Below are 18,689 nucleotides of genomic sequence, written 5' to 3' on the forward strand. Positions count from 1 at the left end.
GCTATTTTGTGAAGAACCTGAAGCGGGGCTGAATGTTTGCTGAAAAGTAAAAAACGAAAAAACCGACGCGGTTAAACGTCGGTTTCGATCGTTGCTTATGTCGTTTTTAACGCTCAAGCCCAATACTCATCCGGCTTATACGTAATTTCCGCCCCTGTACGAATCGTCAGCGTAGACGTGGCTTCTTCGTAGACGACATCATGCTCGCCGACATAGAACCAATGCTTGATCGGCGGAGCGCCCGGAGGCTCTTCGAAATGAAAAACGTTAAGCTCGCGCTGCACGCCGCGAATTTCCTCGGCGAGCCAAGGCGCGATCCCTCGGATACTGAGCACGGTGCTCCCGTCTTCGTTCAAACGTTCCAATTCGTACGTTACGTCATCGGTTCCGCTGTTAATGAACATACGCCCGGTAACCGCGTGTTTGACAAGAATACGTTCATGATCTTGCTGCGATTCAGCCATTATCGATTCCTCCTTTTCGCTCACGGCAGGTCGACCAGCATGTAGAAGACCGGACTGGTTCCGGTCAAAGCAAGCTCCGGCGCTTCCGTAATGCGGGCCGTATCCCGGCGTCCCAAATTAACGTCTTCGCCGGCGCCGGATACGGCCAGCTCCCCTTCGATCACGAACAGGAACATTCGGCGTCCGACAGCCTGTTTGAAATCAAGCTGCTGGCCAGCCTCCAAACGGCTCAAATAAATAGTCATATCCTGCCCCATATCGGTCACGCCTTCAAGTCCCTGGCCGGAAGCGACGGGTACCAATGCGCCGTCCAGCGCAGCGGTATCGAATTCGCCCGTCGTGTAGGAAGGTTCTTTGCCGCGTTCGGTCGGTTCGAACCAAAGTTGCAGAATATGCACGTCCTCGTGCTCCGAAGGATTATGCTCCGTATGAATCACGCCCGTGCCCGCGCTCATGCGCTGCACGCCGCCGAATCCGGTGACCGCCACATTGCCCAAACTGTCTTCATGGCGCAAACGCCCGGACAGAATAATCGAAATAATTTCCATATCGCTATGCGGATGCGCACCGAAGCCTTTGCCCGGCGCGATCACGTCGTCGTTGCATACGCGCATCGGACCGAACTTCACGTTCTCCGGATCGTAATATTCGGCGAAAGAAAAACTATGTCCGCCTTTCAACCAGCCTTTGTCATATTCAAAACGCGAACTTGCCGGATAGACCTGAATCATCGCTTGGCGAGCCCCTTTCCGATTACATAAGGATGGCGGATTGCTCCGCTTCTCTTTCTATTATTACTTTTAATTTAAAATTTTCAATAGGAAAATAAAAATAAAGTTAGATACTTTATAAAAATCAGCAATCTCAAAAATGCACGCTCTCGGACATGCGTTCCGTTTTCGCATGACTGCATCATTTCACGCGGAAAATCTCCACGCCGTAAGGCTCCAACTCAATCTCGCTGCCGTAACGTTTGCCGCTCAACAATCCTTCTCCCCGCGCCGCTTCGGCATAGGCCTCGGAAGATAGTTTAACCCGACGCGGCTCGCGTCCCAAGTTCAGCACGAACAGATATGCCCCGCTCTTGCCGCTGCGCACGGATACTTGAACGCCGGCCGGAAGTCCTTCCGCATGCGTCACGCCGCGCTGCTGCGCGATTCGCAGCAGCAGGCTGCGCAAATAATTCTCTTCGGGATGCGTGCCGAGATAATAGGTCTCTCCGCGCCCGAATTCATGCCGGGTAACGGCCGCTTCCCCCGCAAAAAACACAGTGCCGCCGTAACGGGCCAGAACTTCCGTGCGGCCCCCCTCGATCGGATCAAGAATGTCAGCCCACTGGCTGCATGCAAACTGCTCCCCGTCCTGATCGTCGAGCCGAACAACGTCGCTGCCCAGCGGGTCGTACTCGCGAACCTTCACGCCCGCGCAATCGGCCAGCAATCCCGGAAGAGGCTGCATCACGCAGACGTTGTTCATGTTTTTAACCCCTGTCCGCGCCGTAGTAACCAGCGTCCCGCCGTCCGCGGCGAAACGGGACAAGCGCTCTGCGACTTCGTCGTCCAACAGATACAGATGCGGCGCGACGACGACGCGGTAACCGTCCAGCGGCTGGCGCCAGTCGATGACGTCGCAAGTGATGCCGAGCTTGGTCAGTACCCGGTGATACGTCTTCAGGTTCTCGTAGTAGTCGAAGCTGTCCGTTTGTTTTTGCACGCGAAGCGCTTCGAGCTGCTCATGCGACATCAGAATAGCGACTTCGGCCTCCGGCGATGTTCCTTCCAGCAAAGAAGCAAGACGCTGGGCTTCGGCGCTCGTTTGCGCGAATTCCGCCAAGCGACGGCCCGGAACATTGCTGTGATCGATCAAGCCGTGCCAGAACTGCTCCGCTCCGATATTGGCGCTGCGCCAACGGAAGTGGACCACCGTGTCCGCGCCGCGAGCGATCGCCTGCCAGACGTAAGCACGGATATAACCCGGCTGCGGCATGCGCCACATCGGCATCCAGGCTCCCGGAGAGCCGCTGAGCTGTTCCATGATCCAGAAGTTTTTGCGCTTGATGCCGCGCGTCACGTCCAGCGACAATGCGCCGCTATAAGGAGACGTGGCGGCTTTATTCGGCGACGTATTCGGATAATAGTCGAACGAAGCAAAGTCCAAATCCGCGCCGACCTGATACAGATCGAGCCGCTGCGGATACGTGTGGAAATTATGCGTAATAAAATGCTCCGGACAGTGCTTGCGGATCGCGGCGATCTGACCCGCCTGAAAATCCGCGACCGTCTCCCACTGGAAACGCGCGAAGTCCAGCAGGAAAGAAGGATTCTGATACGGAGATCCGCCGAACGGCGGCGTCAATTCGCTCCAATCCGAATATTCGCCGCTCCATACGACCGTTCCCCATTCGCGGTTCAAGTTTTCCAGCGTCCCGTATTTCCGATAGGCCCAATCCCGAAAATCCTCGGCAGCCTGCGGGCTTTGGCTATCCAGCATGCCGAATTCATTATCCGTCTGCCAACCGATCACGGCCGGATGCTTGGCGTAGCGCTCGGCCAGCTTGTCGATCACCCGCTCGCCGAATTTGCGCAGCGAACGGCTGTTGAAGCAGCGATGCCCGCGAACGCCCGGCTGGTACACGCCGCCGCTCGGCGTAATCGGCAGCACGTCCGGATATTTGTCGGTCAACCATCTCGGCGGGGTATGCGTCGGCGTACCGATCACCACGTCGATTCCGTAGCGTCCGAATAAATCAATCGCGCGATCCAACCACCCGAAATCAAATTCTCCTTCTCGCGGTTCCATGCGGCTCCAGGCGAATTCGCCGACGCGCACGAGGGCAACGCCGGAATTTTTCATCAGCGCCGCATCTTCCTCCCACATCGTCTCGTCCCAATGCTCCGGGTAATAATCAACGCCCATGCGAATGCGTTCGTATATTGCTGTTTGCTGCGATTCTGTCATCCTGCCTGCCCCTTTCCGGATTCAAACCTCTGATCGTCTTAAACAGATTCGCGCTTCCTTCGTCGATCCCTGCCCTTCCGCAAACGTTTTCCGCAAACGCAAAAAAGAACCGCACGGAAGCTCGAAGCTCCGAACGATTCTCTGATCGCATGCGAATATTCCGGCGAACCCCTTCCCGAATCGCCCGATCGTCCGGCCGAAATGCGCCGCATGCATCGAAACGGGCAGGAAGGCGGATATCCCGCCGGCTCCGCGCTCCTTACAGAATGCCTTGCGCACCGGGACCCATGTCTATGCAGACCCGGTTGCGCCCTTCGTCTTTGGCCCTGTACAAAGCACGGTCGGCGCCTTCCAGCAGTTCTTCCTTGCTCCGTCCCCCGCTGCTCGTCGTGATGCCGAAGCTTGCAGTGATCCGATATTTGCGCGACGGCGATTCCGACTCCAGGATTTTCCTGATCCGCTCGGCGACGACCGCCGCTTCCTCGTGCAAGGTGTCCGGAAGCAGGATCGCGAATTCTTCGCCTCCGAAGCGTACCGGAATATCGCCGGTACGCACCTGCTGCTGAAGCAGTTGGCCGACGTGCTTGAGCACCAGATCGCCTTCGGCATGTCCCCATGTATCGTTGAATACTTTGAAACGATCGACGTCCAGCAAAATCAGGCTGAGCGAACGCCCGCCCGATTGCCCTGCCGCCTGTCTCGCCAACTGGCTGTCGAACGCCTGATCGAAATAACGCCGGTTCCACAGTCCCGTAAGCCCGTCGCGCATCGCCATATCCCGGATGCGGATCGTCTCGCTGGCGTTCTCCAGCGCGGTGACGATCATCGGCGACAACTTTTCCAGACGCTCCTTTTTTTGCGCGTTGAAAAACCCTTTTTCGTCCGACATTACATTCAGCACGCCGATCACGCGGGCTTCTTTGCGCAAAATGATATGCATGGACGACCGGATTCCGCCGCCGTAAAGCCGCTCGGCGATCGCTCCCTGCGCGCGATGCTTCGACCAATCGTCGTAGATCGTGGAAAACCCGCCGAGCAGCAGCTCTTCCACGTCCTCCGCTTCGTCCGGCAGCGGAAGCTCGTCCAACGAGACGGCGCCGTCGGCGCAGACCGCCTTGATCGTGTACAAGCCGTCGGGATTCTGCGTGATGACGGACATCCGATCGCACGACGTTAAGGCTCCGATCGATTTCAAAATATTGCGGTACGCGTCTTCCAGACTTCGGGATTGATGCAGCGTATTGATCATGCGGTACGTATTTTCCAGCGCCTGCTTTTCTTTTTCCATCTCTTCGTGCATGCGCTTGAAATTGAGAATGAGACGGCCGATCTCGTCATCCTCGCGGTAATCCGGCAATCGCTCCTGCATGTTGCCGTCCTCGTACGAGGATACGGCGCGGTCCAACTGGATAATGGGGCGCGTCAGGCGGAATAATCCTTTTTGCAAATAGTTCAGCATCAGGATCTGGACGACGACGAATAACGTGCCCATCGCCGCGAACAGCGCGTACAAATGGTTCAGCATCTCCGTACGGCGTTCCGCGCGCAGCACTTCGACTTGTTCGAGCAGTTCGGCCGCTTGAGTCCGGAAAAGGTCGAACTGCCGCTTGGCTTCCGTCAATTCCTGCTCCGTAATCGCCTCGCCGGCCATCGCTTTGCGGATCTGCGCGTCGCCGAACTCCGTTTTCCATCCTGTTCCGGCAGCCGTTAATTCAAGTACGGACGTCTCCAGCGAAACTTCGGCGTTCATGCTCCGCACCTGCGCGAACAGCGCTTCCGAAGCGGCATGGTAATTCAATTCGCCCCGATCGAACGGTTCCAGAAATTCCGTGCGCCGGCTGAGCAGATACCCGCGTTGTCCCGTTTCTTGATCGATCATCGCGTTCTCCAGCCGCAGCAGCTGCGTGCGCAGGTCCGCCGTTTGCCGAACTCCCTCATAGTTGGCGAAAAGCGAGTGAACGATGTAAGCGAAGCCCAGCGCCACGATCAACACGAACACGATCATGAAGCCGAGGCTTACCTTGACCAATCCCGATCCGACGAATTTTTTCCCCTGAAAAAGATCCTTGATCATCCTGTTCATTTCCCAAATCTCCTTAAGCCCGGCCGGATCGACGGATGCCCGATATGCCCATGATGCCCGATATCGAAAAGCACCTCCCCGGCGGCGGTTCTTCATTGACGACCCTCCTTATTATTATCTGCGTTTCGGGGGCTTTTGATTAGGGCGTGCATGCAAACTTCGAAGGCGCATCCAAAAAAGCCGCCGGGAACGAAAGTTCCGGCGACTTGATGCGTGCTGGGAAAACGGGACGGATTGAAGCCCGGAAATCAGATCCGTACCATGACCGATACGAATGTTGGATTTAATGCGGTCAAGGTACGAGATTCCAGAACATGACCGTGTTGGCGACCGTCACCAGCGTGAACAAGATCGTGTTCACGAAAGCCGGCAGCCAAACGTTATTGGTTTTCTCGAACAGTTTGCGCGCGTACACGGCCGCGATCACGAGCACCGGAACGAGAGCGAACAGCAGGATGCCGTTCAGCGCCTGCGCCGGGTACAGCGCGACGCCGCGGGCGAAGTCGAAACCGTACTGCGCGATCAGCCACAGGATCAGGCCGCCCACGTTCAGGAAGATCGCGAGCCAGTATCCGCCTTTGCGCGAACGCGTATCGGCGTTCAGCGCGACGGCGCTGACGAAGTAGTAGATCAGGAACAGCGGCATGTAGCGCAGCCCCGTCACGAAATGCTCGAACGTGAACGTGCGGACGGCGAACGTCCAGATGCGGAAGTCGGTGCCGAAGATCGCCTGCACGGCGAACAGCAGCAGGTACCCGATTGCGACGGCAATGACCGCCGTGCACAGGCTCGCGACGATCGCCATCGGCTTCAGGCTGATGCCGTAATCCGCGAAGCTCGCGCCGGAACGCTTTTTGTTGAAGTAATAGAAAGCGAACGTGACGAACGCGGTGATCGAAGCGGACACCAGCGCCCAATACACGATCTGGTTGGTCGTCGGTTCGTTGAAGAACGGGCTGAGCGGCGCGATGCCGTCGGCTTTGGCGAACAGGACCCACATGACCGCGGATACGACCGCAAGAATCAATCCGCCGATGCCCACGTGGCGCATGGCCGGGGAACTGCCGGAACGGGCGAAGCCGATCACCGCAGCCGCGACGGACAGCGCCAGCAGCACGATTGCGACGATCGTCAGCGTATGCAGGCCGCCCGGCTGTTTATCCATGAGCGTCGGGAACAGAATGGCCGGGATCAGGGCGCTGAACGCCACCGCGATCCAATAGGCGGCTTTTTGCCCGCCGCCGAGCGGCTTGGCGAGCGGCGCGGTGACGTTCGTCACGGCACGATTCAAGAAAGGCAGGCGAAGCAGCAGCGCCGACATCGGCACGATCAGCAGGAAGAACCCGATCATGGCCACGAAGTTGAACGCTTCTTTGAGCCACCAGATCTGATTGCCGGACGACAAACCGGCATCGGTCTGGCTCGGCGAAGTGACGCCTTCGAACGCGTGGGCGTAGAAGTCGATCAGGTAACCGGTCGTTTCCGGGGAGAAGTGGTTCCACGGGTGCGTCTGGTTCGGCGTGTAGATAATTCGCTCGCCGGTTTGCGACGGACGCGCGACTTGGTCTTCGACCTTCAGGTCGCCGGCGTCGACGCTGTAATATTGCCCCTGCTGCGCCTGTTCCGGATTATCCGCGCCGAGACCCAGGAAGGCGCGTCCCGACAACGTTTTGACGAAGTCTTTGCGCATGACGGTGCCTGCGACCGCTTTTTCTTCGGCCGACTTTTCCTCGTCCGATTTGTTGAAAAAGAATTCGTCGTAATGGCCCGCGATCATGCCGACCGTGCGGCTGCCGTAAGCGGCAGTCAGCTGATCCTGCGGAGCGACCGCCGCGGCGTACGAATAGTCGGAACCGACCGAGATGCCCGTGTAAATCATCCGGTGCCCGGCTTGCAGCGAATTCATTTCGTCCATGTACATGGCAAGCAGCGTGGAGAAGCCGCCCATGGAGTGTCCGCTGACCGCGAGGTACGCGTTGCCGTCGGCGTCTTTTTTCGTATACGGCTGGTCGTACATGTATTTGGCGGCGTCGAACTGCGAGTAGATCCAGAACGTCGAGAACTGCTCGCCGACCTTGATATCGCCGTCCCAACGGGAATCTCCGTGATCGTACATATCGAGCGCCAGCACGATATAACCGCGTCTGGACATCTCGATCGCCGGAGCGTCCTGCATTTCTTTGGTATTCAGATAACCGTGGGTGGTCACGATGACCGGACGGGGATCGTCCGGCCCGGCGCCTTTGGGCATGTACAGCAGGCCGTTCAGCGTGCCGTGGTCGGCTTTGAACGAAATCTCCTTGACGTTGACCTTGTAAAAGGACGTATTGAACATGCCGGCGAGCCAGCTGCCCAGCAGGATCAAGACCAGGGACAAAGCCAACAGGCCCGTCGGTTTTTTGAACAGATTAGATAAGTTTTTCACGCGTGCGTCTCCCCGCGACCTCTGTCGCATCAGTGTAAAATCAAAGTTGAATAGTTAAAATTTGAACTATAGCTTCTGCCTTCGCCATGCTGTAGAAACGTTTCGAAACGTCCGATCGAACGCCTTCGGAAGCAGGCGAAAAAAGCGGCGAGCCGGGTCATCCGTCTGCCGATTTTTCAAGCATCTTTTTTTGCCGCCGGGCAGTTCGGCCGCCGAACGCCGATCTTGCATGCGGCATCCGGCGGCTGAAAGCCGTTCTTTATTGCTTCGGGCCGAGATCTCGGCCGTTCTTACTTCAAGCTGTCCGACAGCGCCGTGAAGATCACGCCGAGACCGTGCGCGCCCGCGTCCGGATAACCGATGCTGCGTTCGCCCACCGTGCCCGCGCGTCCCATGCGCGCCACGATCTCTTCCGTCTTTTTCGCTCCCGCCACGGCCGCTTCCGCGCCTTTGGCGAAGGCCGTTTTCACGTCGTCCCCGGCAGCGGCGCTCGCCGTCCAAGCGTCCGCGCAAGGCACCAACGCGTCGATCAGCGTCTTGTCGCCGACGACCGCCCCGCGGCCGAAGGACCGCTCGCCGGTCGATTGGATGCCTTCTACCGCGGCCTGCATCAGCTCCGCGAACTCCGATACGTTCAGCTCCGTCTTGTCGCCTGCCGAACGTCCGGCCGCGCGGAACGCGGAACCCCAGATCGGGCCCGAAGCGCCGCCGCAGTATTCCATGATGACGAGCGAGCACTCGTGCAGGAAGCCGCCGATCGACTTGTCGTCATGCGACAGGATTTCTTTCCATTCGCGCTTGAGCTGCTTGAAGCCTTTGGCGATGCTCATGCCGAAGTCGCCGTCGCCCGCATGCGAATCCAGCTCGCAGAACGGAACTTCGTTGTCGATCACGACCTCGCTCATTTTGTCGATCAGATAGACCATATTGTCGCGCGTGATCTTGTCTGCCGAAACCTGGGCATATTCGGCCGGCGTTTCGACTTTGAACGAAGCCGGAACCTCTTCCGGATTGGAGCTGCGCAACTCCTCGTAGGCCGGCTGCACGACCGGGCCGGATACTTTGAACGCCGGCGTGTCGCTTTCGCTCGACAGCAGCGTTTTGAGCTCGTCGTCGAGCTTCATGAACGTGACCGAGATGCCGGCCATGTCGATGCTTGTCATGTAGTTGCCGACGAACGTGCGGTTGATTTTGACGTTTTTCTCCGTCAGTTCGCGCGTGACCGCGTGGTTGAACAGATACAGCTCTTGAAGCGGCGTCGCGCCGAAGCCGTTGACCAGCAGCGCGATCTCTTCGCCGCCTTCGAGCTTCATGTCGCGGATCAGGTCGGAAACGGTATGCGCGGCCAGTTCGTCGGCCGTGACCATCTTCTCGCGGCGGATGCCCGGCTCGCCGTGGATGCCCACGCCGTATTCGATCTCGTCTTCGCCAAGCTTGAACGTCGGCGTGCCTTTGGCCGGAACCGTGCAGGACGTCAGCGCAAAGCCGATGCTGCGCACGTTCGCGGCGGCTTTCTCGGCCGCCGCTTTGACTTCCGCCAAGCTGCGGCCTTCTTCGGCCGCGGCGCCCGCGATCTTGTGCACGAGCACCGTGCCCGCCACGCCGCGGTGTCCGACGGTGTACAAGCTGTCTTCGACCGCGATGTCGTCGTCGACGCGGACGTAATCGACTTCGATGCCGTCCTCGCTCGCCAGATGCGCGGCGTTTTTGAAGTTCATCATGTCGCCGCTGTAGTTTTTGATGATCAGCAGCGTGCCTTTATCGCTCGCGGTCGATTTGATCGCTTGGTAGACCTGGATCTGCGAAGGCGAAGCGAACACGTCGCCGCAGACGGCGGCATCCAGCATGCCTTTGCCGATAAAGCCGGCGTGGGCCGGCTCGTGGCCGCTGCCCCCGCCGCTGATCAGCGTGACTTTGTTCGTGTTCAATTCTTTCTTTTTGACCACTTTATACTTTTGCACGAATTCCAGCTCCGGATGCGCAAGCACCAGTCCGCTGCACATTTCCATGACCAGGTCTTCCGGTTTATTGATGATTTTTTTCAAAAGATGATCCCTCCTTAGTCGGTTTCGTCTTACAGCCCTTTGGACGCTTTGTACGCGCTGCCGATGCGGTCGGCTGCCTGAACGGCTGCCGCCACCTCTTCTACCGTAACCGGGAAAGGCATGGCGTGAATCGACTCTTCCGGGATGCAGGCTTTTTCCGCGACTTCCTGCAGTTCTTCGGCCGTCATCGATTCTACGCCGATATCCGCCAAGCAGACCGGAAGTCCAACGGCGAGGCAGAAGTCCATCACCTGGTTCAATTCTTCGGTCGGCGCGTTTTCGAGCACCAACTGCGCGATCGTCCCGAACGCGACTTTTTCGCCGTGGAAGTAGTGGTGCGTGCCTTCCAAGGCGGTCAATCCGTCGTGGATCGCGTGGGCTGCCGCCAGACCGCCGCTTTCGAATCCGAGTCCCGACAGCAGGATATTCGTTTCGACGATGTTTTCCAGCGCTTGGGTCACGACGTTCGCGTCGCAAGCCGCTTTCGCTTTGACGCCGTCGCGCAGCAGCATCTCGTAGCACAGCGTGGCGAGCGCCATCGCCGCATTCGTGCCGAATGCCGGAGCCGTCAGTCCTTCGCGAACGCCGCTCGGCAGTCCTGCGTTGACGCGGGAATAAGAACGGGACGTGGCGCGCGCTTCGAAGTACGTGGACAGCGCGTCGCCCATGCCGGACACGAGGAATCTCGTCGGCGCGTTGGCGATGACGGTCGTATCGACCAGCACCACGCTCGGGCTTTGTTTGAAGTACGCATAATCGTCGAACGCGCCTTCCGGCGTGTACAGTACCGCCGAGTGGCTGGTCGGCGCGTCGGTCGCGGCGATCGTCGGGCAGATGATCAGGGATTCGCCTTTCGCCACGCATTTGGCCGCGTCGATCGCTTTGCCTCCGCCGAGTCCGACGATGCAGTCGCAGTTGTTGTCGGCCGCGATCTGTTCGAGACGAGCGACTTCCTGACGGGAACATTCACCCATAAAACCGCTTTCAACGAAAGTGACTCCGAATTTTTCCGAAGTGGCATCCAGCTTGGATTTCACGCGTGCCGCGTCGTCCGGGTGCGCGATCAGCAAGGCCGATTTGCCGAAAGAAGCGACGAAGTAACCGAGGTTGAGCAGTTCGTTTTCGCCTTGCACGTATTTCGATGGGCTGATAAAAGCTTTTCTCATGGGAAAGACCTCCGTATATAGGAAATGGATGATGCGATCAAAGTGTCATTAACCGTCTTGGCGGCGCTTTCTTCCATCATAAGCTACAAATTTTAAGTTTACATTGGACTTTTTAAGCAATATATTATAATTTGCAATCGTAATTTGATGTCCTCTCGTAACCGAATGGTATCTTTTTGTCATCGCTTACATAGATTTTTACGATTCGGCTAGCAACCTCTACCCTATTTCCGAAAGAAGGAATGCGCGTGATCGGCGAACATCTGGGCATCCAGAACATTTTCGACCTGCAAAAGTGGGAACGTCTTCAAGACTCCTTGGCCTCCGTCACCAAACTCGCGATTTTGACCGTGGATTATAAAGGAAACGCGGTGACCGGCCATAGCGGCTGCCAGTCGTTTTGCCGGGCGGTACGACAGGACGAAGACCTGCTGCCCTACTGCCAAAAATGCGATTCGCGCGGCGGGTTGGAGGCGGTCCGCTCGAACAAGCCTTATATTTACCTTTGCCATTACAACATTATCGATATCGCCGTGCCCGTCATTATCGACGACAAATACGTGGGAGCCGTCATGGCGGGACAGGTGCGCCTGTCCGACCCTTCCGGCGCGGCCGAGCTGGAGCAGATCCTGACTTCGAAAAACAAAAAGCTGTACAGCGAAAAATGGGAAAAGCTCAAAGACCATTACGCCGATCTTCCCGTCATGTCGTATCAGGAAATCGTCAAGATTTCCGACATGCTGTCGCTGCTGTGCAGCTATATCGTGGAAGAAGCGCTCAACAAAAACATGATCGCGGACCTGTTCGAAAAAGCGTCCGCTTCGGGATCGACTCCGCGCCTGTCCGACATTTTGCCGGGTTACGCGATGCAGAATTTGGAGATTGCCCGCAAAGAAATGACGCATATCCTCGCAGGCGCCCATACGGATTCGGACGAAAGCGAACGCTGCGACAATCCCGTGCTCAAGCCCGCGTTCGACTATCTGTACGCGCACAAAAGCGAATCCGTTCCGCTCAAAAAAATGGCCGAGCTATGCCATATCAGTCCGAGCTATTTCAGCCGCCTTTTCGCCAAAGAAACCGGGGAAAGTTACTCCGGTTATACGGCGAGGCTGAAGATCGAATGGGCCAAGCGCCTCCTCGAAAATACCGATATGCCGATCGCGGTGATCAGCGGCGAATTGGGATTCAACGAGCCGGGCTACTTTATCAAAACGTTCAAAAAATACGAAGAACTCACGCCGGCCGTTTACCGGAAATATTACAAAACACCGCGATGAAAACCCTTGTTTACCACTCTTTACCTCTCTAAAGCGATTTCGCAAAAAAGGTTTTGAAACGCTTACAATTCTGTGTTAGACTACGACTGCGAACAGGAACGTGACCTTTTTTCGGGCGTAACCTAAGCTGATGCCTTGTGCATCGGTTTAGGTTTTTTTTATGCCCAATAGCTTGACCAAACTTATTCAGGGGCTTACCTTCATCTGAAACGCACACGCTTTAGGTTCATTTCAGATGAACGCAACCTTTCGTTTGACTCGGTCAAGATACAGCGCTCCTTTTCCGCATACCAACCAATCTCAAGGAGGGGTTCTTGATGAAACCGAAAAAATGGGGATCTTTGCTGCTTGCGTCCACGCTCGCGGCCGGAGTGTTAAGCGTTTACAGTGCGCCGCAGACATCGTTTGCCGCTGCGACAACTTCCAATCCTGCAACGCAAACGACCGTGCAAGCCGGGGCGTTCTCGCCGCAAACGCTCCAAACGACGCAATTCGGCCAGGTGCAAGGCTACCATGACGAAACCAACCGGGCGCTGATCTGGCAAGGTGTTCCTTACGCGGCGTCGACGGCAGGCGAGCAGCGCTGGAAAGCGCCTTCCGATCCGCAGCCGTGGAGCGGCGTATTGGATGCGACCAAACCGGGCGACATCGCGATTCAAGCTTCGGGGGCGAACATCGTCGGTACCGAGAACGCGTTGAATCTGGATATCTATCGTCCCGACAACGCGAAGGACAAGCTTCCGGTCATCGTCTACATACACGGAGGCAACAACCAGACCGGCAAATCGACCGAGATCACGGGCAGTTCGATGGTGAACGACACCAACGCGATCTTCGTCTCCGTCAATTACCGCCTCGGACCGCTCGGCTTCAACCCGCTTCCGGCGCTGAAGACCGGCACGGACGAAGAAAATTCCGGCAACTACGCCCTGCTTGATATCGCTAAATCCCTCGATTGGGTCAAAGCCAATATCGAACAGTTCGGCGGCGACGCGGACAACGTGACCGTAGCCGGCTTCTCCGCAGGCGGACGCGACGTGATGGCGATGCTGATCTCCCCGATTTTTGAAGGCAAATTCGACAAAGCGATCTCGTTCAGCGGCGGCATGACCGTAGCGGACGAAGGCGCAAGCGCCGCGACATTCGCCAAAGCCATCGCTCCGCTCGCCGTTGCCGACGGCAAAAAAGCAACGGAAAAAGAAGCGTCCGACTGGCTGCTCACCACAGGCTCCGACGTGCGCGACTATCTGTACTCGATCCCGGCCGACAAGCTGTCCAAGCTAATGGGCAACGCCGGCATTCGCATGAGCGTGTTCCCGCATCTGTACACGGACGGAACCGTTCTGCCGAAGGAAGGCTTTGACACGAAAAATTACAACGACGTCCCTCTGCTGATGCTGACGGGCGCCGACGAGTTTTCCTTGTTCGGACGCTTCGATTCGTACTTTGCGAAAAATATCGCGGACGGTTCGATCAACACCGACGCGAACGTTATCGCCAAATACAATTTCATCAACAAATACGGCGGCGAGCTGTACAGCCTGTTCAACGTGGAAGATTCCGCGCAAAAAATGTTCGGCAGCTACGGCGCGGACATTTACGGCATGCAGATCGACTTCGGCAGCGACGCTTACGTAGCCGGAAGCGCGATGAGCCCGCTGGGCGCGTTCCACGGCGTATTCGTACCGCTGCTGTCGCCTGACAACGCCAACTACGATTCGGTCATTGGAAGCGCGTATGATCTGCCGGGAGCGGTCGATCTGGGCAAAGTGTTCCGCAACTATATCTCGAACTTCGTGCATAACGGCGATCCGAACGGAAACGGCCTGACGCAATGGGACACTTGGACGCCGAAAGCTTCGCTCAACGGCGATTCCACGCTGATTCTCGACGCGAACCGCCGAAAAGCGATCGCTTACGCGTCTTCGCCCGAGTTCACTTACGAGCAAGTGCTGGCCGCCATGCGTGCCGACCGCACGATCTCCGAAGCCGACAAAGCCGAGCTGATCTCCAAAGTGTTGAACGGTCGCTGGTTCAGCGGCAAGCTGGACAAGAGCTTCGGCAATGCTTCGATGTGGGTTCAGCAATAAACGGTAACTTGGCGGTTTATCCGAATAAAAAAAGCTGTCCTGCTCCCTCTGTCAAAGGTTACGGATAGCTTTGAAATACAGGCTGCTGCGCCGTCGAGAATTCTCGGCGGCTTTTTTGTATGGGGGGGATGGAGGTGGGCGGCGCTGCGGAAGAAATTCGTTCAAGACGCTGTCTCGCGAAGAAAGCTTTCAGCTCTCCTCGTTCAAAGGCGGCTTTCACTGAATTTCTCCCTCCGCTGGTACCTCTATTTTTGTTTTAGGTTAAAAGATTAAAGTACGGTATTAGCGAATCGCGGCTTCGCTCTTTTGCACGGTGTCCAGCCAGCGTTTTGCCAGCAGGCCGTGGCCGGCTGTGGTGGGGTGGACGCCGTCCCAGATCCAGTAGGAGGCGGGGGCGGTTCGGCAGGCTTCGTCAAAGGCGTCTTGCAGCGGGACGAACAGGGCACCGAATTGTTGCGCGAGGCGTCGGACGGCTTCGGAGCAGGCGTCTGCTGCCGCTCTCCAGGCTTGCCAATCGGAGTCCGTGTGGCCGCCCGGAAGGATGAAGGGTTCGCATAGGATAAGTTTGGCTTCAGGCAGTTCGTTGCGGGTTTGTTCCAGCAAACGGCGATAGCCTTGTTCGTATCCGATCGGGTCGAAGCCGCCCGGTTCCGCGATCGACATTAGAATATCGTTGACGCCGACCAAGATGCTGAGGGTATCGGGCTTCAGTTCAATTGCATCTTCCTGCCAGCGGGCTTCGAGATCGCTTACGCGATTGCCGCTGATGCCGCGATTAATGAACTCTGGCTGGTCGGCTGCAAGTTTTAGGCCCAGTTCTGCGGCAATCCAGAAGGCGTAGCCGTGTCCGAGAATATGATTAGGGTCCGCATCGCGTCCCCGGTTGCCGTCGGTGATGGAATCTCCTTGGAATAAAATTCTGCGCTGCGCGTACTGCTGTTCCGATCTTTCGCTCATGTTGCTCTCTCCTCTTCGAAAACGTTTCAATTCCGAACGCAACATGTATTCGCTCTTTCCTGCTGATTTTCCTGCATGCTGCACTGAATACAAGATTAAGGCCAATAAACATCTATTTTGCTAATCCAAGTTGTAGGATTTGCAATAATATTCGCTAAATAGGACTTAAAAAGACCTGTCTTGATCCGAAATCTTGCATTTGCTGCAACTCCGGTTCAAATCCAGCACTTTTATGCGAAAAATGTTGTATATTGTGCAAGATGATGGCAAGGATCAGAGAAACATGCGCCATATCCTATTCCTAAAAGAAATTCCGCCGCGCTTAAAAGCCCTGTGTTCCCCGTCAAGGGGGCACAGGGCTTTTTCGCCTCCATGATCGAAGGTACGATAATACGCATAATGGCCTCTATTCGTCTTTGCCCCGCCTAATACCCGATCTTGATGGACTGTCCCTCAACCGCAATTCCTTCGGACAACTGAAGAGACAGTTGCTGCTCCGCAGAAAATCCGATCGTCTCTCCGTCTTGCAACTTGGCGTCGCAGTCCACTACATAGCCTGCAATATGGAAGGTGAGCTCAAATACATCGACGAGGTCGCGACTGGAGCGCAGCACTTCAATCTCGTCATGGCCAAAACGGCGCAGCCCTACCGTATACGATGAAATTCCCTGCTGCTCCTCGTATAGCCCGACGAACACCCACAATTGAACCGGAAGTTCGCCCTCCTTAAGCAGCATCGCGTTTTGGATATAAGCCTCCGCCGACATGACCATGGGAGACATGTACATCGCCAGCGCATGTTCCTGTTTCAGCATGCTGCATAATACTTGGGTGAACAACACATGTCCGCCCAGCAAGTCCGACGCGCCGGATACGGAGACGATAACATGAGCCTGATAGCCTTCGATCGACTCTTCCGCTTCCGGCCAAAGCGGATTCACGCCGCAGCATTCCTCCACGGTAGTACCGGGAAGCGGAGCACGCACTAACGAGCAGGTCACGCGCAATCCGTCGGCTTCAAACCCCAAGGATCCATGCTCCGGAAGCGCATCCGCCTCAATATCCCAATCATTTTTCAAATTACGGATAAAACGCGGAAAATCGCATTCCGGTTCGCTCAGCAATACAAATCCAACAAGCGTCTGGCCGGCTTCGGCAGGACGCCGCTTACGCTCCCTGCGTATCCGTTCTTCTCCAGGTCGTTCGAACAGTTCCATCTCCGCGCCTCCTTTTTTCATCGTTCATCGTTATATGTACAATCGAACATTTATTTACCCGATACCGGGCAACATTTAGCCCTAATTTACATAACTCCTGCCTAAGACTCAAAAAAAGCCCCCTCGAACCGGGAACTGGGAGCCGTTTACAGGTATCAAGAATCAGTTTGCGTGTCGCACAAACGCGGTAAAGCAAGATAGTCAATAACCAAAAGTCGAAGGCCGCAAGACGGATGTCCGGCGGCCTTCGACTTTTGGTTATTCCTTTATTGATTAATGGCTAGCCGCGAACCGGCACCACCCGATAAAGAGCTGCTTCTTCGCGTACGGCCTCGCCGCCTTGCGCTTCGATGATCCAACCGATCGACAGCACCGGAGACAGCATATCTCGCTCGGCTTGAGTCAGTTCCACGGCAACGCCCTCGGCCCCTTCTTCGCGCTCCACTTCGGACTCAAGCCCGAAGACGATGCGAATCCAAGTGTTGATGCCGCCCAGCGTATTGTATTTAATCCGATAACCCTGCTTGACGGCTTGCTCCAGAACTTCCGGCTGCTCGCGATGCAGAGTGAGCAGCGGGGCGAAGTCCGTTATGATCGAGCCGTCGGCAGGAGGCAGATTGCCTTCTGCCGCGCGACTCAGCAATTCTTCGCCATCCAACCCAAGCGCGCGGACGCTCTCCAGCACAATGGCATCCCATTGGGATAATCTGACCCGTTCCGTAGTTTGCGTGGTTTCGCTCATTTTCGATCTCCTTTCGTCGGCATGCGGGCATCCTGTTCAACTCCCAATCTACACTCCGCCAATCGGCTTAGACGGAATTGAGTTTATGCTCCAGAACAGATGATTGCCTCGCAGCACGTTTCTCCCTTCACTTTACCGCAAGGAGATCCTCCTTGTATAGAGGAAAGGCTTGCCAATGTACGACGGCGTCTCAAACAGATTATGACGTGCCGCTTTGATTTTTGATGGTATAATGAAACCCAATTCGTCACTATGCGAAAACCCGACCGAAAGAGGCTGAAGCCCTGATGATCGTCGAGATCCTGCTGAACGTCGTTCTTCCCGTATTCGTATTGATCGTTGCCGGTTCGTTAATGCAGCGACTGTTCCAACTTGATCTGTATACGCTGTCCAAGATCAACTTTTACTACATAACGCCTGCGGTCGTGTTCATGAGCTTGTACCAGTCCAATATCTCGCTTGAATTGCTGGGCAGCGTCGCTCTTTTTTACGGATTGTATATCGGGGTGTTGTACATTTTCTGCTTTATTCTCACCCGCTCGCTCAAGTATCCAAGCAGCATGAAGGCCGCCTTCACCAACAGCGTGCTGTTGGACAACTCGGGCAATTACGGGCTGCCGATTAATCAGTTAGTATTCGCAGGTTCGCCGCTTGCCGCATCCATCCAGGCTTTGCTTATGTCTTTCCAAAGTCTTCTGACCTTTACCTACGGCGTCATCTCGATTCAAGGGGCCAGACTTAGCGGCAATTACCGGAGCGTGCTTATCGGCTTTTTAAAAATACCTGTGCCTTATGCGCTGGTACTCGGCTTTCTCTTCCACGCCTTTGCTGTGCCGCTTCCGAATTTCGTCACGCAGCCGCTTGGCTATATTCAAAATTCGATGGTCGCCGTGGCGCTGTTGACGCTCGGCGCACAGATCGTGAAGTATCCGCTGCGGCTCGGACGCCCGGCGATTTACTTCAGCATGATCTTGCGCCTGATTGCGGCTCCGGTAATCGGATATCTGCTGATTTTGGCGCTCGGCTTAAAAGGCATTCCTGCGCAAGCGTTACTGATCGCCTCCGGCATGCCGACCGGGGTCAATTCCGCCATTTTGGCCGAAGAATACCGCAATGAACCGGACTTTGCCGCACAGACGGTACTGGTATCGACGATTCTGAATATTGTGACCGTGACCGTGCTGATTACGATCTCGGGCAATCTGTAAAAACAAACTCAAATTGAGACATCGCTCACAGACTTGCTTTTCTTCCGAATACTA

The 18,689-nt window shown here is 56.2% G+C and carries 13 protein-coding genes; 3 read left to right on the forward strand and 10 right to left on the reverse strand.

The features are described from left to right. Nucleotides 1-113: 113 nt before the first annotated feature. The 7 genes from SACSAC_RS04835 to SACSAC_RS04870 all read right to left on the reverse strand — a co-directional run bounded on the left by SACSAC_RS04835 (nucleotide 114) and on the right by SACSAC_RS04870 (nucleotide 11,141). Complete coding sequence (locus SACSAC_RS04835; protein ID WP_037284001.1) at nucleotides 114-464, reverse strand: hypothetical protein; 351 nt, start codon at nucleotides 462-464, stop codon at nucleotides 114-116. Between the two features lie 20 nt (nucleotides 465-484). Further along, a complete protein-coding gene (locus SACSAC_RS04840) occupies nucleotides 485-1,195 on the reverse strand; it encodes a pirin family protein (RefSeq protein WP_037284003.1) in 711 nt (236 codons plus the stop codon). 181 nt (nucleotides 1,196-1,376) lie between these two features. Beyond that, nucleotides 1,377-3,422, reverse strand: a complete 2,046-nt coding sequence (locus tag SACSAC_RS04845) for a beta-galactosidase (protein WP_051506873.1) — start codon at nucleotides 3,420-3,422, stop codon at nucleotides 1,377-1,379. A 259-nt stretch (nucleotides 3,423-3,681) separates the two neighbouring features. Continuing rightward, nucleotides 3,682-5,601 carry a sensor domain-containing diguanylate cyclase gene (locus tag SACSAC_RS04855; protein WP_245608576.1) on the reverse strand — a complete coding sequence of 640 codons (1,920 nt, stop codon included), beginning with the start codon at nucleotides 5,599-5,601 and terminating at the stop codon, nucleotides 3,682-3,684. A 196-nt stretch (nucleotides 5,602-5,797) separates the two neighbouring features. Then, entirely contained in the window at nucleotides 5,798-7,930 is a 2,133-nt protein-coding gene (locus SACSAC_RS04860; RefSeq protein WP_037284009.1) for an alpha/beta hydrolase, read from the reverse strand. A gap of 290 nt (nucleotides 7,931-8,220) precedes the next feature. After that, entirely contained in the window at nucleotides 8,221-9,975 is a 1,755-nt protein-coding gene (gene dhaK, locus SACSAC_RS27475) for a dihydroxyacetone kinase subunit DhaK (protein WP_037284012.1), read from the reverse strand. Between the two features lie 29 nt (nucleotides 9,976-10,004). Next, on the reverse strand, nucleotides 10,005-11,141 hold the full coding sequence (locus SACSAC_RS04870; RefSeq protein ID WP_037284014.1) for a glycerol dehydrogenase: 1,137 nt from the start codon (nucleotides 11,139-11,141) through the stop codon (nucleotides 10,005-10,007). Between the two features lie 248 nt (nucleotides 11,142-11,389). Between SACSAC_RS04870 and SACSAC_RS04875 the strand changes: the two genes are divergently transcribed. Both SACSAC_RS04875 and SACSAC_RS04880 read left to right on the forward strand, forming a co-directional pair. Further along, on the forward strand, nucleotides 11,390-12,421 hold the full coding sequence (locus tag SACSAC_RS04875) for a PocR ligand-binding domain-containing protein (protein ID WP_037284017.1): 1,032 nt from the start codon (nucleotides 11,390-11,392) through the stop codon (nucleotides 12,419-12,421). A gap of 317 nt (nucleotides 12,422-12,738) precedes the next feature. After that, nucleotides 12,739-14,511 carry a carboxylesterase family protein gene (locus SACSAC_RS04880; protein ID WP_037284019.1) on the forward strand — a complete coding sequence of 591 codons (1,773 nt, stop codon included), beginning with the start codon at nucleotides 12,739-12,741 and terminating at the stop codon, nucleotides 14,509-14,511. Between the two features lie 282 nt (nucleotides 14,512-14,793). Here the strand turns inward: SACSAC_RS04880 and SACSAC_RS04885 are convergent, their stop codons facing one another. From SACSAC_RS04885 to SACSAC_RS04895, 3 genes are all read right to left on the reverse strand, one after another. Then, nucleotides 14,794-15,468: an SGNH/GDSL hydrolase family protein gene (locus tag SACSAC_RS04885; RefSeq protein ID WP_037292057.1), complete on the reverse strand. Its 675-nt coding sequence runs from the start codon at nucleotides 15,466-15,468 to the stop codon at nucleotides 14,794-14,796. Between the two features lie 425 nt (nucleotides 15,469-15,893). Next, complete coding sequence (locus tag SACSAC_RS04890) at nucleotides 15,894-16,685, reverse strand: DUF4261 domain-containing protein (protein WP_051506874.1); 792 nt, start codon at nucleotides 16,683-16,685, stop codon at nucleotides 15,894-15,896. Nucleotides 16,686-16,965: 280 nt separating this feature from the next. Next, a complete protein-coding gene (locus tag SACSAC_RS04895) occupies nucleotides 16,966-17,427 on the reverse strand; it encodes a hypothetical protein (protein WP_037284021.1) in 462 nt (153 codons plus the stop codon). A 287-nt stretch (nucleotides 17,428-17,714) separates the two neighbouring features. Between SACSAC_RS04895 and SACSAC_RS04900 the strand changes: the two genes are divergently transcribed. Then, complete coding sequence (locus tag SACSAC_RS04900; protein ID WP_037284023.1) at nucleotides 17,715-18,635, forward strand: AEC family transporter; 921 nt, start codon at nucleotides 17,715-17,717, stop codon at nucleotides 18,633-18,635. Nucleotides 18,636-18,689 lie beyond the last annotated feature (54 nt).

The organism is Saccharibacillus sacchari DSM 19268 (assembly GCF_000585395.1).
Lineage (GTDB): Bacteria > Bacillota > Bacilli > Paenibacillales > Paenibacillaceae > Saccharibacillus > Saccharibacillus sacchari.